The organism is Planococcus sp. S3-L1 (assembly GCF_030063085.1).
Lineage (GTDB): Bacteria > Bacillota > Bacilli > Bacillales_A > Planococcaceae > Planococcus > Planococcus kocurii.
On sequence record NZ_JASISN010000012.1, the window covers coordinates 83701 to 98994 of the forward strand.

Genomic DNA, 15294 nt, shown 5'->3' on the forward strand with positions numbered 1-15294 from the left:
AGCGATCAGATGTCGACACTGAAAAATGGTTTGAAGGCAGGGTTGAAAACGACTTGGTCATTAGGGAAAATCATTTTCCCTATCACTTTGCTCGTCACCATGCTTCAATACACACCGGTTTTGCCTTTTGTTATCGATTTAGTATCACCCGTTATGGGCTTGTTCGGATTAAGCGGCGATGCGGCAATTCCACTGGTTCTCGGTAATGCGCTTAATCTTTATGCTGGAATTGCCGGCATCCTATCATTAGATTTAACGGTTAAAGAAGTTTTTATCTTGGCCGTCATGCTATCCTTTTCACATAATATTTTTATTGAAACTGGCGTAGCGCTAAAAGTTGGTGTCAAGCTGTGGATCGTTTTAGTTGTCCGCTTTGGTCTAGCTGCGTTATCTGCTATTATCATTAATGTCTTTTGGAAAGGTGGCAGCGAGATGGCGCAATACGGTTTTGCGCCTGAAGCATCAGCTGTTCCTGAGAGTTGGATTGGGGTTATGCTAATCGGACTTGAAAAAGCTTCGTTTGGTGTTCTTCAGCTGGCGATGATTGTTATTCCATTAATGATTATGATTCAAATTTTAAAAGATAAACGATACCTTCAAAAAATATCCAATCTGCTCGGACCTTTAACTCGTTTATTGGGTGTTCAGAAAAACGCTTCGTTAACACTTGCTTCAGGACTGGTTTTCGGACTCGCTATGGGAGCGGGTGTGATGATTCAAGCTGTACGAGAAGATGGCGTTAGTAAAAAGGATGCGACACTGGTATTTATCTTTCTCGTTGCTTGTCATGCGGTAGTGGAAGACACATTAATTTTTATTCCATTAGGTATTCCAATCTGGCCGCTATTGTTAATCCGAATCGTTACGGCATTAGTACTAACGGTCTTTGTTTCTTATATGTGGCGTAGAGCGGAAGAAAAACAAAAGGAAGTGATTTCAACATGACTGCAAAAAAAATAAATACGCTATTATTCGATTTTGACGGAACTTTGCTCGATACCAATGAATTAATCATTCAAACTTTCTTAGCCGTCCTTGGTGAACATTATCCTGGTCGCTTTGATCGTCAAGATGCACTGGATTTTATCGGCCCATCGTTAACACAAACATTTGCAGCGATTGACCCGGACCGCGTGGAAGAGCTGACTGTTCAATACCGCGCGCTCAATCGTACGTTGCACGATGAACTAGTCGAAGAATATGATGGCGTCGCAGAAACCTTACGTTTACTGAAAGCGCAAGGAATGAAAATGGCAATTGTCTCGACAAAAAGAAGTGACACAATACGTCATGGCTTGAAGCTAATGGGCGTTAACGATGTGTTTGATGTGTTGGTTGGTCTGGATCATGTCACAAACCCGAAACCAAATCCAGAGCCCTTGCATTTGGCATTAGAGCAATTAGGTGCGTCTCACGATGAAGCCTTAATGATTGGTGACAATTCCCACGATATCGAAGGTGGTAAAAATGCGGGAGTTCGAACTGCGGGCGTGGCGTGGTCTGCAAAAGGAGAAGAATTCTTAGCCAGTTTTAATCCGGACTTTATGTTGCAGCATATTAGTGATTTACTGGAATTAACTAAAGAGGCTGTAAAATGAGAGACACACAACGGCATTTTGTGGAAGGGCCGAATTCACTTTGGCATATTTACAAAACAGTGCCATTCTGGAAAGTTGCCAAGAATTTTCTAGTGATTCAAACGGCTAGATATACGCCGTTTTTGCCTATGAAAAATTGGCTGTATAAAACGTTTCTCCATATGAAAATTGGAAAACACTCATCTTTTGCGTTGATGGTCATGCCGGATGTTATGTTTCCGGAGAAAATAACGGTTGGAGAAAACACCGTAATCGGTTACAATACAACGATTCTTGCACATGAATATTTAATAGATGAATATCGACTTGGCGACGTAGTTATCGGAAACCGCGTCATGATTGGAGCAAACACTACGATTTTGCCCGGCATCACGATTGGAAACGGCGCAATTGTTTCCGCTGCCACGCTCGTCCATAAAGATGTGCCAGCTGGAGCTTTTGTCGGCGGAAATCCGATGAATATTATTTATACAGCTGAACAAATGGCAGAGCGCCAAGCAAAATCCTGAAAGCAACGATTGCTTTCAGGATTTTTTTCGAGTATATCTCTTGACGGTAGATGGAACAATGCGCTAAAATAAATATTACTTCATCACATTAGCGAACTAAAGTGAAATAACCAATATTAGGGAGTTTTATAAATGACTATACAAATGTTCGAGAAACCACTAGGCATGAGAGATGATTTCCCATTTATCGCAAAAAAGAAAGCGGAACTCCGTACAAATGGAACGTCTATTATTCAACAGGCAGGCTATGATTTGCTGCAAACACCTACTTTAGAATATTACGAAACCATCGGTAAAATTTCAGCAATTGCTGATAATGCGTTGTTTAAATTACTAGACAGCCAAGGTGAAACCTTGGTATTACGTCCAGATATGACTTCACCCATTGCACGCGTCGCTGCATCTAAGCTACTAAAAGAAAAGATGCCGGTACGACTTGGCTATTATTCAAATGTTTTCCGCGCTCAAAAACGTGAAGGTGGACGTCCGGCTGAGTTTGAACAGATGGGTGTTGAGTTGATCGGCGATGACTCTTTATATGCAGATGCAGAAGTTATTATTTTGGCATGGACCATTTTAAAAAATCTAGATATTGAGTCTAGCCGCTTTGTTATTGGACATACTCAATTATTGCAGTTGATTTTAGAGGATTTCGGTTTGGATCAGCAGCAAATTGAACAAGTTCGCAGTGCTTTCGTTTCCAAAAACAGTGTAGGCTTTGAAAGCTTGGTTCACCAGTTACCTATAGAAGCTTCTAGTCGAGAATCATTTATTGGTTTGATGTCCACTTCTACTGTAGAAGAATGGCAGCAATGGATTGATCCTCATAACGCCAAACAAAGTTCTTTATTCGAAGGTATGAAAAAGCTGAAAACCATATTGGATCGCAGCGGCTTAGCAGACGCGGTAACGTATGATTTGTCGTTTAACAGCCATATGACCTATTACACTGGCTTAGTATTTGAAGTGTATGCAACGGGCAGTGGGTTTCCACTTGGCAACGGGGGACGTTATGACGGATTAATGAAGCAATTTGGATTAGAGGTTGGTGCAACCGGCTTTGGTTTACGTGTAGATCGTTTACTAGAACTAATTTCAGCTGTTTCCGAACAACAAGACCATACATTAATCTTATTTGATGAACAACACGAAGAGCGTGCCTATGATGAAGCACAAAATCTTCGTCAGCAAGGAACACGAGTCACATTGCAATTTGCACCAGCGGTTATGGCTCTTGACGAATTTAGTAAACATTTCAGCAAGGTTCTAAGATTGGAAGGTGTGAAGTAATGGATGCATTAACGATTGCCATGCCCAAAGGAAGAATATTTGAAGAAGCTTATGAATTATTAGTAAAAGCAGGCTATGATTTGCCAAAAGAACTCGATGATTCACGAAAATTGATTGTCGAAGCACCCAATGAAAATATTCGTTTTATTCTTGCTAAACCAATGGATGTTCCAGCTTATGTCGAACATGGAGTTGTAGACATTGGCATTGCTGGAAAAGATGTGATGCTTGAGCATGACCGAGATGTTTATGAATTATTAGACCTTGGTATCAGCCGCTGTTATATCGCAACTGCAGGTATGCCGGACACGCCGATGAACAAAGTATCTCCGCGTGTTGCGACTAAGTACCCGAAAGTAGCGTCGCAATATTATCGTGGCAAAGGCGAGCAAGTCGAAATCATCGAATTAAACGGTTCGATTGAATTGGCGCCAATGATTGGTTTAGCGGATCGTATTGTGGATATTGTCTCTACTGGTAAAACATTAAAAGAAAATGGCTTAGTTGAATACGAAAAAATTGTCGACATCACGTCACGTTTGATTGCAAATCCTGTAAGTTATCGCTTAAAGCAAAAACGCATCACAGAGCTAGTAGAAAGACTGAGAAAGCAGGCCATTTTATGAAAGTGACTCGTTTGTCTTCAGGAATTTCCATCAGAAGAACGATTGTAGAAGGCACAGAACAGCAAGTTACAGCGGTAAAAGCGATTATTCAAGAAGTGAAAGATCACGGGGACAGAGCGATGTTTCGCTTTACAGAAAAATGGGATGGTGCTAAATTAACCTCTTTACGTGTGACAGAAGAAGAAATTTCGCAAGCAGTCGACCGTTTTGACCCGCAATTGTTAACGGACTTAACTGAAGCTGCGGCGAATATTCGGAAGTACCATGAAAGTCAGCAACAACAAGGCTACCGTTTAGATAACGAAGATGGTTCGTATGTTGCACAGCGTGTTACAGCTATCGAGTCAGCTGGACTTTACGTACCAGGTGGCACAGCTGCATATCCTTCATCTGTGTTGATGAACGTCATTCCGGCACAAGTAGCAGGCGTATCACGCATTGTCTTAATTTCACCACCGAGTAAAGATGGCACATTGTCTGACGGAGTACTCGCATCGGCTCATATCCTTGGCATTACAGAAGTTTATAAATCAGGTGGTGCACAAGCAATTGCAGCTTTAGCATACGGCACAGAATCTATCGCACCCGTTGATAAAATTACCGGTCCGGGCAATATTTTTGTTGCGCTTGCTAAACGAGAAGTGAATGGTGACGTGGCGATTGATATGATTGCTGGACCAAGTGAAATCGCGATAATTGCGGATGATTCCGCATATGCTGATGAAGTGGCAGCCGATTTATTGTCACAAGCAGAACATGATCCGATGGCGAGCGCTGTGTTATTAACGACTAGCGAACAATTGGCTGATGCGGTTTCTAAAGAAGTAAAGCGTCAATTAGCAAACTTGCCTCGTCAAGCCATTGCGAGTCCAGCGATGATAAATCACAGCATGATTTATCTAGGGCAAACGGTAGAAGAGCTGATTACAGCCGCCAATCAACTAGCGCCTGAACATTTGGAAATTATGACAGAAGATGCAGAAGCAGTCGCGGAGAAGATTCGCCACGCCGGTGCCATTTTTATCGGAAGGTTTTCGTCTGAACCAATTGGCGATTATTTTGCAGGAACGAATCACGTTTTGCCAACAAACAGCACGGCACGTTTTTCGAGTGCTTTATCTGTTTATGATTTTATTAAAAGAACCAGCATTATCCATTATAGCGAACAGGCTTGGCAAAACAATAAAGAAAAAATTGCTCGTCTAGCACGTCTTGAAGGATTAGTAGGCCATGCGCGTGCAGTCGAATCGCGGTCGTGGGAAAAGGGGAACCGATTATGAGAAAAGCTGAAATCAAACGCAATACCAATGAAACCAAAGTAGCCATCAAATTTTCCTTAGATGGTGAAGGGAAATCGGTAATTGATACAGGTGTTCCATTTATGGATCATATGCTGGATTTGTTCATTAAACATGGCTTATTTGATGGTGATATTACGGCAGATGGGGATACGCACATTGATGACCACCACACTACTGAAGATATTGGCATTGTTTTAGGTCAAGCTGTTAAAGAAGCACTTGGCGATAAAAAAGGCATACGTCGTTACGGCAACGCATTTGTACCAATGGATGATGCGTTGGCTCAAGTAATTATTGATTGTTCAAATCGTCCACATCTGGAATTCCGTAGTCAGCCGCTGACTGAAAAAGTAGGAACGTTTGATACGGAACTGATCCAGGAATTCCTTTGGAAATTTGCGCTAGAATCAAGGATGAACGTCCACGTTATCGTTCATTATGGAAAAAATACGCACCATATTATCGAAGCAATTTTTAAAGCGCTAGCACGTGCGCTTGATGAAGCGACGATGATTGATCCACGAGTTAAAGGTGTACCATCAACAAAGGGGTTGCTCACATGATCATTGGCATTATTGATTACGGCATGGGCAATTTGTTTAGTGTCGAGCAGGCGTTAAAAAAGCTGGAATGTACAGTGATTGTATCCGATGACCCTGCGGTGCTGCTCGAAGCAGAAGGGATTTTGCTGCCAGGAGTCGGTGCTTTTCCAGATGCTATGGAGTTATTAAACGACAAAGGACTTTCAGGCTTTATCCAATCATTGCCAGAAAAAAATATTCCGCTTCTTGGGATTTGTCTCGGTATGCAGTTGTTATATGAAGATAGTTCGGAAGTAAAACCGACGAAAGGTTTGGGGTTACTGACAGGACAAATTCGTCGTTTTGAAAAAGGCACATACCGAATTCCTCATATGGGCTGGAACCGTTTGGAATTTTCGCATATGCCGTATTGGTTAGAGGATGTATTAAGTGATACGCACGTGTACTTTGTACATTCTTTTTTAGCGATAAATACAAAGCAACAAGAAGTTTTAGCCACAGCAAGCTACGGAGGCCTCAACGTTCCGGGAGTAGTCGGGACAGGTTTGATAATGGGTATGCAATTCCATCCAGAAAAATCAGGTGATTTTGGCCATTATTTATTAGAACAATGGATTTCAAATGTTAGGAGGAACCTACATGTCTAAGTTTCAAATCTATCCTGCGATTGATTTAAGGGATGGCAAATGTGTACGCCTATTTCAAGGAGATTATACTCAGGAAACCATCTACGGAGATTCACCAGTCGAAATGGCTCGAAAATTCGTAGAAGCTGGTGCAGAGTGGATACATATGGTCGACTTAGACGGTGCCAAAGACGGCATCCGCATTAACGATCAAGTGGTCATTGAAGCCGCAAAGCTCGGTGCTAAAGTACAAGTCGGCGGAGGCATTCGAACTCGTGAAGATATCCAGCATTATTTATCAAATGGTGTAGCACGTGTCATTATCGGCAGCCTAGCAATCCGTAATCCGGAACTTGCTGTATCGTTTATTGAAGAATTTGGAGCCGACCAAATTGTGATCGGTATTGATGCGAAAAATGGCATGGCTGCAACAGAAGGCTGGATCGAGACATCTGGACAAGCAGCGACAGAAGTAGCGGATTATTTCGCGCAAAAAGGTGCAAAACATTTTATCTATACAGATATTGCAACAGACGGCACGCTCGCAGGACCAAATATTACCGCCAATAAATCGTTGGTGGGTGCTGAATCAGCACAAGTCATTGTTTCAGGTGGCATTGGTTCGCTAGAAGATGTACGAAATGTTAAAGAAGCATCTGCGCAAAGTAACATCGCAGGTGTTATTATAGGGAAAGCACTTTATGAAAAACGTTTTACACTGGAGGAGGTTTTGTCATGTTGACAAAACGCATTATTCCCTGTCTTGATGTAAAAGAAGGACGTGTCGTCAAAGGCGTTAGTTTCGTTTCGTTGCGTGATGCGGGAGATCCTGTTGAATTGGCTCGTTTTTATGATGAGCAAGGAGCAGATGAATTGGTGTTTTTGGACATTTCGGCTTCTCACGAAGGCAAGGAAACGATGGTCGAAGTGGTGAAAATTGTTGCAACAGAACTGTCGATTCCGTTTACAGTAGGTGGTGGTATTCGCAGTCTTGATGACATGAAACGTTTGTTGCGCGCCGGAGCTGATAAAGTCTCTTTAAACACAGCTGCCCTTGACCGTCCTGAGTTGATCAAAGAAGGCGCAGACTTTTTTGGTTCTCAATGTATTGTCGTAGCAATTGATGCTAAGAAAAATGGCGACATCTGGGACGTTTACACACATGGTGGTCGCAACAAAACTGATTGGGACGCAGTTGAATGGGCAAAAAGAAGTGTTGAGCTTGGAGCTGGTGAACTGTTGTTGACGAGCATGGACAAAGACGGCTCGAAAGACGGTTTTGATTTGGAATTAACACAAGCTGTACGCGAAGCGGTAGAAGTACCGGTCATTGCCAGTGGTGGAGCAGGAAACAAAGAACATTTTAGCGAAGTCTTTAAAATGGTGGATGCTGATGCTGCTTTAGCGGCCTCTATTTTCCATTACAAAGAAACCAGTGTAGATGAGGTCAAGCAATATTTACGGAAAGAGGGAGTGAACGTCCGATGACAACCATACAATATGATCCAAGCGGGCTGATTCCCGTGATAATCCAGAATGCCGAAACAAAAGAAGTGTTAACTTTGGCTTATGCCAACGAAGAAGCCGTCCAAAAAACAATGGCTACAAATGAAACGTGGCTTTACTCAAGAAGCCGTAGTGAATTGTGGAACAAAGGTGCGACGAGTGGTAACACTCAAAAAGTGACGGCTGTGCGATTAGATTGCGACGGCGATTCGCTAATTTATGAAGTAATTCCAAATGGCCCCGCTTGTCATACGGGTAAAGATAGCTGCTTTTTTGAAACCATTCATGGTGAGCGCAATGAATCTCCAGGCGATATGTTCGCACAATTGACCGCGTTAATCGAAGCGCGTGAAAAAGAAATGCCTGAAGGGGCGTATACGACTTATCTGTTTGAAGAAGGCATAGATAAAATTTGTAAAAAAGTAGGCGAAGAAGCAGCTGAAGTGATTATCGCAGCCAAAAATCGTGACGCTGAAGAGCTATCAATGGAAACAGCCGATTTGTTGTATCATGTGTTGGTGCTTTTACAAGAACAAAAGGTAAACTTTAACAAAGTGACCAATGTATTAAAACAACGTCATGAAACAAAAGCGACAAGTAAATAATAGGGAAATATGCTATAATTACAGCATATTTGAGTATGGAGACGATGGAAATCGTCTCTTTTACTTTTTCGGAGGCATATTTTGGAGAATAAAAAAATAAATACTAAAAACGTATTGTCGTTTATTCCGACAGGAGAATTCTATTACAGAAAAGCGTTGAAAGAGCTTCAGCGTGAAAATTACTCAAAAGCACATAAGTATTTGCGTCGTGCTTCAGAGTTGAGTCCGAAAGATCCGCTCATTTTGACGCAATACGGAATTGTGCTAATGGAAATACAAGAGTTTGAGCAGGCAATGGATGTGCTGCATACAGCACATGAACTAGACTCAAAAGAACCCGACATTCTGTATTTTCTTGCTGAAGTCCATGCACATATGGGCTTGTTTTGGGATGCTCGAAAATTTGCTAAAAAGTACTTGGTTTATGAAACACAAGGGAAATATGCATCTGAAGCAATGGGAATTATTGATTTTGCCGAGCAAGAAGATTGGCAAAATTTTGATGAGGACGGGGACTTGCAGGACAGCGAACACCATTATCGACAGGAAAAAGCACGTCGAATGATGGAGCAAGGTGATTTTACTGGTGCTATTGAATTGCTTGAAAAGTTAATTGAAGAAAAGCCGGATTTTTGGGGAGCTTGCAATAACTTAGCTTTGGCTTACTTTTATATCGGAGAAGCAGAAATGGCGAAAGCGCTGCTTTACGATGTACTGCGGAGAAATACTGGCAATTTGCACGCTTTGTGTAATTTAGCAGTCTTTCATTACTATGAAAAAAACGCAGAATTGGATGATGTACTCGATTTGCTAAAAAAAATACAACCTTATGTATTTGAGCATCGCTATAAATTAGGTGCGACTTTTGCATTGGTTGGTAAATACAAAGAAGCTTATCGCTGGCTCAAAAGTTTGCACAAAAAAGGCTTTGAAGGGGATGCAGCGTTTTACTTTTGGTTATCGCATGCTGCTTATCATTCAGGCCATGAAGACGCGTCAAGGCAAGCCTGGGATCAATTGAAAAAAATGGACCCGGATAAAGACGGTTATGCGCCATGGAACGAGCATTCAGAAATGCCGCACGTCGATGCGCTTGAGCATGATCGAGATTATTTGGTTGGAAAACTGGATCACCAAAAGAAAAGTGAACGGTTATTCGGCTTGTTTTTGTTAGGCAAATCAGCACATAAGCAAGAAATTATTTCACACCCAAATTGGTTGGCATCTGATCAGCCTTCTGTTTTGGAAACTTTTGTTTTGGGTTATGCACTTGGTCATCCTTTCAAAGAAAGCGTTCCGGCTGAAAAGGCTTTTATGCGTGCGATGGAAGCAGCAGAACTTCTTTATGGCTCATATGGAATGGTGAAAAAACAGCAAGAAGAACTCTTTCAACTGTGGTTTTTACTGCTAGAAAAAGGCTTTAGCGGAAACTATGCATTTAAAAATCCCGCGGCTCTTGCTGCAGCTGCAGAATATATGATTCACTCTTCTAAAAATGAAAAAACCACAAAAAAAGAACTGGCGGATCAATTTGGTATATCGGTTGCTACGTTGACAAAATACAGTAAAGAACTAACTGTTTTCTTACCACACATCGAATCATAGGCATAAAAGTTGAAGCTTTCGCATGAATCTTATACGATTTAACTACTGAGAAATAGGAGGCCTATTAATATGACTGAAGCAACTACAATTTTTGATGTAATTATTATCGGAGCAGGACCAGCAGGCATGACAGCCGCTGTTTATACATCTCGCGCGAACTTAACAACATTGATGCTAGAACGCGGTATTCCAGGTGGTCAAATGGCCAATACGGAAGAAATTGAAAACTATCCAGGATTTTCACACATTTTAGGACCAGACATTTCAACAAAAATGTTTGAACACGCAAAAAAATTCGGTGCAGAATATGCATACGGTGACGTAACCGAAATTATTGATGGCGAAGAATACAAAACCATTAAAGCCGGATCTAAAGAGTACAAAGCACGTGCAATTATTGTGACGACCGGTGCTGAGTATAAGAAAATGGGGATTCCAGGTGAAAATGAACTAGGAGGCCGTGGTGTCAGTTATTGTGCAGTATGTGATGGAGCTTTCTTTAAACAAAAAGAACTTGTCGTAGTTGGCGGTGGTGATTCAGCGGTTGAAGAAGGTGTTTACTTGACTCGTTTCGCGAGTAAAGTAACAATCGTCCACAGACGTGACGAATTACGTGCACAAAAAATTCTTCAAGATCGTGCTTTTGCAAATGAAAAAATTGACTTTATCTGGAGCAATACAGTTAAAGAAATTCACGATGATGGCAATGGCAAAGTAGGTGCAGTTACGCTGGTGTCTACTGAAGATGGTTCTGAAAAAGAATTTAAAGCAGATGGTGTCTTTATCTATATCGGCATGCTTCCTTTAACAAAACCATTTGCTGAGTTGGGCATTTTGAATAAGGACGGATATATTGTAACGAACGACAAAATGGAAACGACTGTTCCAGGGATTTATGCAGCAGGCGATGTTCGTGAAAAAACATTACGTCAAGTAGTTACTGCGACAGGCGATGGCAGTATTGCCGCACAAGCCGCTCAACACTATATTGAAGAGTTAGTAGAGAAAATTAGCATGAAAGCACAAGCTTAATTAGTTTTTAACTGTTTTGTAACGTGGTTGTCATGAATAAGGTTTATAGTAAGAAGAGTAAATTGACCCCCTTTTTATAAAAGATTTTGTTGGGCTGTCTTTCGAGTAACTCGAAAGACAGCCTCTTTTTTTATTCTTTTGCATGACACGCCAGGATAGATGTATAATGGAGAGAGTTTACAATAGAGACGGAGTGTCGAATGTGCAGCGAATCGCGAATTTATTAGTCATTGAAAATGGACAAGTATTGTTATTGAAAAAACCACGACGTGATTGGTATGTAGCGCCCGGTGGTAAAATGGAAGCCGGAGAATCGATTATCGAAGCTGCAGTCCGTGAGTTCAAAGAAGAAACGAATGCTACCCCAATAGGTACACATTTAAAAGGGGTCTATACCATGATGATTCAAGAACATGAAAAAACGGTGGATGAGTGGATGTTGTTTACGTTCGCTGCAAACCGCGTAATTGGAGAGTTATTTGAAGAAACGACCGAGGGGCTGTTAGAGTGGCATCCAGTAGAAGCGTTGGCATCTTTGCCAATGGCTGAAGGGGACCGGACCAATCTGCAATTTGCAGCTAACCAGCAAGGAGTTCAGTACGGAACATTCTACTATACGCCAGAATTTCAGCTGATCAAAGAAACCATCCAATCATCAATTGAAGAGGTGAATCATCCTAATGGAAAAGCATAAAGAAGAAACAGAGTTAATCATTATTACAGGCATGTCAGGTGCAGGTAAAACGGTCGCAATCCAAAGCTTTGAAGATTTAGGTTTTTTTACAATCGATAATTTGCCTCCTACGTTATTGCCAACGTTTATCAATTTGATGAGAGATTCGGGGAAATCGATGAAGCGCGTAGCTGCAGTTATGGATTTGCGCGGAGGCGATTTTTTTGATAGTTTAGTAGACGCAATTGACCACCTATCACAAGATCCGAACGTCTCCATCACGATTCTATTTTTGGATGCAGAAAACGAAACCTTAGTGAGCCGCTATAAGGAAACGAGAAGATCTCACCCACTGTCACCCGGTGGATTGGTTTTGGGTGGCATTAAAAAAGAGCGTGATATGCTAAGTGACCTTCAAGGGAGAGCACAGCATATATACAATACTTCTAACATGAAGCCTCGCCAACTAAAAGAACGAATCATTGCCGATTTTTCATCAAAGACCAGTAATGTCTTTACCGTAAACGTCTTGTCTTTCGGATTTAAACACGGCATGCCGATTGATGCTGATTTGGTGTTTGATGTACGCTTTTTACCAAACCCTTATTATATTGAAGAGTTGAACCCGCTAACAGGGCTTGATGAGCGAGTGTCGAGCTATGTACTAAAATGGCAAGAAACGCAAACGCTGCTAGAAAAATTAACTGATTTACTGCAGTTTATGATTCCACAGTACAAAAATGAAGGGAAGGCACAACTTGTTATCGCCTTCGGTTGTACAGGAGGCCAACACCGCTCGGTTACGTTAGCTGAGTACTATGGCAAGCTTCTGGCACAGAATAATAAAGTGATTATCACGCATAGAGACATTAAAATTAGAAAGGATTGAGTGCATGGAACATAATCAGCACCGGAAACGTATCGTTATTTTAGGCGGCGGCACGGGACTGTCTACATTGTTGCGTGGGTTAAAATTGTATCCACTGGATTTGACGGCTATTGTAACAGTGGCAGACGATGGTGGAAGTTCGGGACGCTTAAGAAATGACCTGGATATTCCACCCCCGGGAGATATTCGAAATGTTATGGCAGCTTTATCAGATACAGAACCTTTAGTTGCTGAAATGTTCCAATATCGATTTAAGCACTCCTTAGATCTTGACGGTCATTCTTTGGGTAATCTAATGCTTGCGGCACTGACGGATATTACAGGCGACTTTTCCCATGCAGTCCGCGAAATGAGTCGTGTATTAAGTGTCAATGGCACGGTTTTACCTGCCGCCAACCAAATTGTTACGCTTAGCGCAGAGCTAGAAGATGGGACGATTATAAAAGGGGAATCCAAAATTCCTGCCTATTTACAGCCAATTAAAAGTGTGTTTATTGAACCACATGATGTTAAAGCCTTGCCTGCAACAATTGCAGCAATTAAAAATGCAGACGTAATTGTTGTGGGTCCAGGTTCTTTATATACCAGTATTTTGCCGAACTTGTTAGTGAAAGATATTAAAAAAGCAGTTATAGCTGCTAAGGCAAAGAAAATATATATCTGTAATTTAATGACACAGGCAGGTGAGACTTATCAATATACAGCCTCCGACCATGTTCAAGCACTTTACAATCATGTCGGAGAAAAATTTCTAGATGCTATTCTAATTGATAAAGTCCAAATGCCGTCTAATATTGCAGAACGTTACGAAAAAGAGAAAGCATGGCCTGTTGAGTATGACGAAGAGCGCCTGAAAAAAATGGGTCTCGAAGTCTACAGAAAAGACATTGCTAATATTTCTGGAGAAACTGTACGTCACGAGCCGACGAAAGTTGCAGAATGGTTGTTCGAATATGCTGATGGCCGTGCTAATGAAGATTCGAAGCAGTTGTATTTTTGACGCTTTGAAAGGAGGAACGAATTTTGTCTTTTGCATCCGAAACAAAAAAAGAAATGACACAAATAGAGATAGATGATTGCTGCGGCAAAGCAGAGCTTTCCGCAATGATCCGGATGAATGGCACTCTATCGTTTTCCAATCGGCAATTGAGCCTGGATATTCAAACTGAGAATGCGGCGATTGCCCGCCGTATTTACACGTTATTAAAACGTTTTTACAAAGCTTATCCCGTCGAATTGCTGGTTAGAAAAAAGATGCGCTTAAAAAAGAATAATATTTACATTTGTAGAATCCGAGAAGGCGCTAAGCATATTCTCGAAGATCTCGAAATTTTGACTGAGGGATTTCAATTCCAGCACCAGATTGTCAAGTCGCTGATTGAAAAGAACTGTTGCAAACGTTCGTATATCCGAGGTGCTTTTTTAGCCGGAGGATCTGTCAATAATCCTGAAACGTCATCTTACCATCTCGAAATTTACTCGCTCTACAAAGACCATGCAGACTCGTTAGTTGAATTAATGAACGAATTTCGTTTGAATAGCAAAACGATTGAACGTAAAAAAGGATTTGTGACTTACCTGAAAGAAGCAGAAAAAATTTCTGATTTTCTAAGCATTACAGGCGCACATTCTGCTTTATTGAAATTTGAGGATGTTCGAATTATTCGAGATATGCGTAATAGCGTTAATCGGTTAGTAAATTGTGAAACCGCTAACTTAAACAAAACCATCGATGCGGCATTGCGGCAAGTAGAAAATATTCGATTTATCGACCAAACAATTGGCATTGACCAATTGCCTGAAAGACTACGTGAAATCGCCAGACTCCGGGTAGAGTGTCAAGATGTGACGTTAAAAGAGCTAGGGGAAATGGTATCGGGCGGAACCGTCAGCAAGTCGGGGGTAAACCATCGTCTGCGAAAAATTGATGAGATTGCAGCATCCCTGAGAAATGGAGAAATGATCGGCCGCTAGCTAGGCTGTTCGTTTATATAGAAGAGAGTTAAGTTTTGGAGGAGGATCCGTATGGTTGAAAAACAAGTAAAAGTACGATTGAAATCAGGTCTTCAAGCAAGACAAGCAGCGTTATTCGTTCAAGAAGCAAATCGATACAGCGCAGATGTTTATTTGGAAAAAGACAATAAGAAAGTAAACGCTAAAAGTATTATGGGAATTATGAGCTTGGCAATTAGTAAAGGAACAGAAGTTACCATTTCTGCAGAAGGCTTGGATGAAGAAAAAGCGGTTCAGTCTTTATCGGAGATTATTGAAAAAGAAGCGTAAAAAAGCAGCAATCTATTATTTCAAGTAACTTCCACAAACGAAAAGCACAAAAAACTCACAGTCAAAGATGACTGTGAGTTTTCAGGCTGTCGAGAAACCCTCTCGACAGTCTTTTTTTGTTTATTTCGATACTTTTTTGATGTAAACTGAAAGAAAAAGAAGGAGCGAAGTCCCATGATTGGTCCCGTCAAAAATCACCGTCATGAACA

The 15294-nt window shown here is 41.3% G+C and carries 18 protein-coding genes; all 18 read left to right on the forward strand.

Features of this window, described 5'->3' with window-relative positions; genetic code table 11:
* Positions 1-9 precede the first annotated feature (9 nt).
* The 18 genes from QMF37_RS12230 to QMF37_RS12315 all read left to right on the forward strand — a co-directional run bounded on the left by QMF37_RS12230 (position 10) and on the right by QMF37_RS12315 (position 15085).
* A complete protein-coding gene (locus QMF37_RS12230; RefSeq protein WP_071153680.1) occupies positions 10-945 on the forward strand; it encodes a nucleoside recognition domain-containing protein in 936 nt (311 codons plus the stop codon).
* Positions 942-1598 (forward strand): pyrophosphatase PpaX, encoded by a 657-nt coding sequence (ppaX, locus tag QMF37_RS12235; protein ID WP_058385917.1) that lies wholly within the window; start codon positions 942-944, stop codon positions 1596-1598. Before QMF37_RS12230 ends, ppaX begins: the two co-directional genes overlap by 4 nt.
* A complete protein-coding gene (locus tag QMF37_RS12240) occupies positions 1595-2107 on the forward strand; it encodes an acyltransferase (protein WP_058385916.1) in 513 nt (170 codons plus the stop codon). The genes ppaX and QMF37_RS12240 overlap by 4 nt, the downstream gene beginning before the upstream one ends.
* A 132-nt stretch (positions 2108-2239) precedes the next feature.
* The gene (hisZ, locus tag QMF37_RS12245; protein WP_071153681.1) at positions 2240-3397 is read left to right on the forward strand and encodes an ATP phosphoribosyltransferase regulatory subunit; all 1158 of its coding nucleotides are present in this window, start codon (positions 2240-2242) and stop codon (positions 3395-3397) included.
* Positions 3397-4023: an ATP phosphoribosyltransferase gene (gene hisG, locus QMF37_RS12250; RefSeq protein ID WP_058385914.1), complete on the forward strand. Its 627-nt coding sequence runs from the start codon at positions 3397-3399 to the stop codon at positions 4021-4023. Before hisZ ends, hisG begins: the two co-directional genes overlap by 1 nt.
* Positions 4020-5303, forward strand: a complete 1284-nt coding sequence (gene hisD, locus QMF37_RS12255) for a histidinol dehydrogenase (protein WP_283478398.1) — start codon at positions 4020-4022, stop codon at positions 5301-5303. Before hisG ends, hisD begins: the two co-directional genes overlap by 4 nt.
* Positions 5297-5887, forward strand: a complete 591-nt coding sequence (hisB, locus tag QMF37_RS12260) for an imidazoleglycerol-phosphate dehydratase HisB (protein WP_071153694.1) — start codon at positions 5297-5299, stop codon at positions 5885-5887. Before hisD ends, hisB begins: the two co-directional genes overlap by 7 nt.
* Positions 5884-6513 carry an imidazole glycerol phosphate synthase subunit HisH gene (hisH, locus tag QMF37_RS12265; RefSeq protein WP_283478399.1) on the forward strand — a complete coding sequence of 210 codons (630 nt, stop codon included), beginning with the start codon at positions 5884-5886 and terminating at the stop codon, positions 6511-6513. Before hisB ends, hisH begins: the two co-directional genes overlap by 4 nt.
* Positions 6506-7234 carry a 1-(5-phosphoribosyl)-5-[(5-phosphoribosylamino)methylideneamino]imidazole-4-carboxamide isomerase gene (gene hisA / locus QMF37_RS12270; RefSeq protein ID WP_058385911.1) on the forward strand — a complete coding sequence of 243 codons (729 nt, stop codon included), beginning with the start codon at positions 6506-6508 and terminating at the stop codon, positions 7232-7234. Before hisH ends, hisA begins: the two co-directional genes overlap by 8 nt.
* Entirely contained in the window at positions 7228-7980 is a 753-nt protein-coding gene (gene hisF / locus QMF37_RS12275) for an imidazole glycerol phosphate synthase subunit HisF (RefSeq protein ID WP_283478400.1), read from the forward strand. Before hisA ends, hisF begins: the two co-directional genes overlap by 7 nt.
* Positions 7977-8603: a bifunctional phosphoribosyl-AMP cyclohydrolase/phosphoribosyl-ATP diphosphatase HisIE gene (gene hisIE, locus QMF37_RS12280; protein WP_071153683.1), complete on the forward strand. Its 627-nt coding sequence runs from the start codon at positions 7977-7979 to the stop codon at positions 8601-8603. The genes hisF and hisIE overlap by 4 nt, the downstream gene beginning before the upstream one ends.
* A gap of 81 nt (positions 8604-8684) precedes the next feature.
* A complete protein-coding gene (locus tag QMF37_RS12285; protein WP_283478401.1) occupies positions 8685-10208 on the forward strand; it encodes a tetratricopeptide repeat protein in 1524 nt (507 codons plus the stop codon).
* Positions 10209-10277: 69 nt separating this feature from the next.
* Positions 10278-11240, forward strand: a complete 963-nt coding sequence (gene trxB / locus QMF37_RS12290; protein WP_078080235.1) for a thioredoxin-disulfide reductase — start codon at positions 10278-10280, stop codon at positions 11238-11240.
* Between the two features lie 202 nt (positions 11241-11442).
* Positions 11443-11934 (forward strand): NUDIX domain-containing protein, encoded by a 492-nt coding sequence (locus QMF37_RS12295; RefSeq protein WP_071153684.1) that lies wholly within the window; start codon positions 11443-11445, stop codon positions 11932-11934.
* Entirely contained in the window at positions 11921-12802 is an 882-nt protein-coding gene (gene rapZ, locus QMF37_RS12300; protein WP_071153685.1) for an RNase adapter RapZ, read from the forward strand. The genes QMF37_RS12295 and rapZ overlap by 14 nt, the downstream gene beginning before the upstream one ends.
* A gap of 4 nt (positions 12803-12806) precedes the next feature.
* Entirely contained in the window at positions 12807-13802 is a 996-nt protein-coding gene (locus QMF37_RS12305) for a gluconeogenesis factor YvcK family protein (RefSeq protein ID WP_283478402.1), read from the forward strand.
* A 23-nt stretch (positions 13803-13825) separates the two neighbouring features.
* Complete coding sequence (gene whiA / locus QMF37_RS12310) at positions 13826-14776, forward strand: DNA-binding protein WhiA (RefSeq protein WP_283478403.1); 951 nt, start codon at positions 13826-13828, stop codon at positions 14774-14776.
* A 51-nt stretch (positions 14777-14827) separates the two neighbouring features.
* Positions 14828-15085, forward strand: a complete 258-nt coding sequence (locus QMF37_RS12315) for an HPr family phosphocarrier protein (protein ID WP_058385902.1) — start codon at positions 14828-14830, stop codon at positions 15083-15085.
* Positions 15086-15294 lie beyond the last annotated feature (209 nt).